Here is a 2,497-nt window from a genome sequence, read left to right on the forward strand (position 1 = left end):
ATCAGCTTCTCCAATCTGGCCACAGCACCATTACTTAACCCTTCTCTAAGTACCATCACTCAGCCCGCATTTGACATTGGTAAAAAAGCAGCAGAAGTCATGTTCAATATTATAGAACACCGCGCAGTAGAAGAAGCCAAAGAAACGACCATTCTAAAATCAAGTCTGATCAGCAGGGATTCTACTCAATAAAAAAGGGTACCAAACAGGTACCCTTTTCCAAAATAAAGATATACAGCTTTTCCTAGAACAAAAACTTCGTGCTCAGAAAATTAGAGCTGTTGCTGTCAATGATCTCATTGATCAGCTGTTTATTACTGTCGTTTAGTTTAGTGGCCACCAAAGAACGGATGGAAAAAGACCTCAACGCATCTACAACAGACAAAGTACCTTCCGCACTGTCTTTTCTGCCCGTAAAAGGAAAAACATCCGGCCCGCGCTGGCATTGGCAATTGATATTTACACGGCTTACCTGGTTCACTAAAGGATCAATCAGCGCAGCTACCTCCTCTTCATCATTACTGAAAATACTCACCTGCTGTCCGTGCGTAGATTCAATCAGGTATTCTATAGTTTCTTCCAGATCATGGAAAGGAACCACAGGAATAACCGGACCAAATTGCTCCTCCGTATACAACTTCATATCCTTATTGACCGGGTAAAGAATAGCCGGATAGACAAAAGACGCAACAGCTGTTCCACCATGTTCATTCACCACCCTTGCCCCATGAGCAACTGCATCCTCTATACATTCTTTCAGATAAGCCGGTTTCTGCGGCTCAGGAAGCGGCGTTAAAGCCACACCTTCTACCCATGGCATTCCATATTTCAGCCCGGCAACCGCCTCAGACAATTGTTTTAAAAACTCATCTGCCAGTGAAGCGTGAATAAAGATGATCTTTAGGGCTGTACAGCGCTGTCCGTTAAAAGACAAAGAACCCAAAACCGATTCCTGCACGGCCAGTTTAAGATCTGCTTTAGCCGTAATGATGGCTGCATTTTTTGCATCCAATCCAAGGATAGCCCGGAGCCTGTTGATCTTTGGATGCAGTTTTTTAAGTTCATTGGCTACTTTACTGGAACCGATCAAGGTCAGTACATTAATCTTACCAGATTTCATCAGGCCAGGGATGATTTTGTTTCCCCTGCCATAAATGGTATTCACCACCCCTTTTGGAAAACAATCACGAAATGCTTCCAGCAAAGGATAATGTAAAAGCGTACCATGTTTAGGTGGTTTAAACAATAAGGTATTCCCCATAATCAATGCAGGGATCAATGTCGTAAAAGTTTCGTTCAAAGGGTAATTAAATGGCCCCATACAAAGTACCACACCCAGAGGGGATCTCCTGACCTGGGCCACAATGCCCTGTTCAATACTGAAACGGGAAGACTGACGGTCCAGATCTTTTAAAGCATCAATAGTGGCATGGATATACTCTACCGTCCGGTCAAATTCTTTAACCGAATCTGCATAAGATTTACCAATCTCCCACATCAGCAATTTCACCACTTCACTCTTCTTTTCAAGAATCCGGTTCGTAAATTTCTCTACATGAGAAATCCGGCCGGCCACACTCATCGTCGGCCACTCTCCCCTCCCATTGTCGTAGGCAGCAACAGCCGCATCCAGGGCTTCCATAGCCTCTTTTTCATCACATAAAGGATAGGTCCCGATCACTTTAGGTTTCAGGCCATCCGAACCTTTAATACAAACAGGAGAAACCACTGTATGTACTTCTCCTGCCCAGGGATGCAGGGCGCCGTTACTCAGGTACTCCCGCTGATGCAGTTCGCCCTCCAGACGAAATGCTTCCGGGATTTCATGCTCCGCTACAAAAATAGTACGCAGCTGATCTTCAAAATTCATTAGTTTTAGGTTATGATTGTTTAAATGATTAGGCTATAAATTCGTAATTGGTCTGTACTTAGGTACTAAAGATTTCATAACGATCCAGGCCACCAGGTAAGCCAGGGCACAAATCGCAAACATAATGGTATAGCCGGTCTGAATATGACCAAGTCCCTTGTAATAATCAAACAGACCGCCCCCCAGCTTAGACATAAATACACCGCCTAAACCACCAGCCATGCCACCAATTCCAATCACAGAACCCACAGATTTTTTAGGGAACATATCCGAAACCGTTGTAAAAATATTTGCAGACCAGGCCTGATGTGCCGAAGCGCCAATCCCAATTAACACCACCGGAAGCCATACACTGATATGACCCAGTGGCTGGGCAAGCAGCACCAGCAATGGAAACAGGGCGATAATAAACATCGCTTTCATCCGCCCGTCATAAGGTGCATAGCCTTTCTTCATAAAATACATAGGGAACCAGCCTCCGCCAATACTTCCAATCATCGTCATGCTGTACAGCACGGCCAAGGGAATCATAATAGCCGTATCGTCCATCCCATACTGTACCTTCAAATAAGAAGGCAGCCAGAATAAAAAGAACCACCATACCCCATCGGTCATGAATTTACCAAA

The 2,497-nt window shown here is 44.5% G+C and carries 3 protein-coding genes; 1 reads left to right on the plus strand and 2 read right to left on the minus strand.

The genetic code is table 11. From position 1 onward, the window contains the following. Positions 1 to 192: substrate-binding domain-containing protein (locus tag VNZ46_RS12005; protein WP_325560373.1), on the plus strand; the 192-nt coding region annotated here is incomplete at its 5' end. A gap of 52 nt (positions 193 to 244) precedes the next feature. Here VNZ46_RS12005 and VNZ46_RS12010 read toward each other — a convergent pair. Then, entirely contained in the window at positions 245 to 1,870 is a 1,626-nt protein-coding gene (locus VNZ46_RS12010; protein WP_325560374.1) for an NADP-dependent glyceraldehyde-3-phosphate dehydrogenase, read from the minus strand. Positions 1,871 to 1,903: 33 nt separating this feature from the next. Beyond that, a partial coding sequence (locus VNZ46_RS12015; RefSeq protein WP_325560375.1) for an MFS transporter occupies positions 1,904 to 2,497 on the minus strand: 594 nt, incomplete at its 5' end.

It is taken from the genome of Pedobacter sp., from assembly GCF_035566355.1.
In the GTDB taxonomy this organism is placed as follows: domain Bacteria; phylum Bacteroidota; class Bacteroidia; order Sphingobacteriales; family Sphingobacteriaceae; genus Pedobacter.

Excerpts from the sequence above, each read along its gene's own strand:
- VNZ46_RS12010 (WP_325560374.1), bottom strand. The coding sequence starts at position 1,870 with ATGAATTTTGAAGATCAGCTGCGTACTATTTTTGTAGCGGAGCATGAA.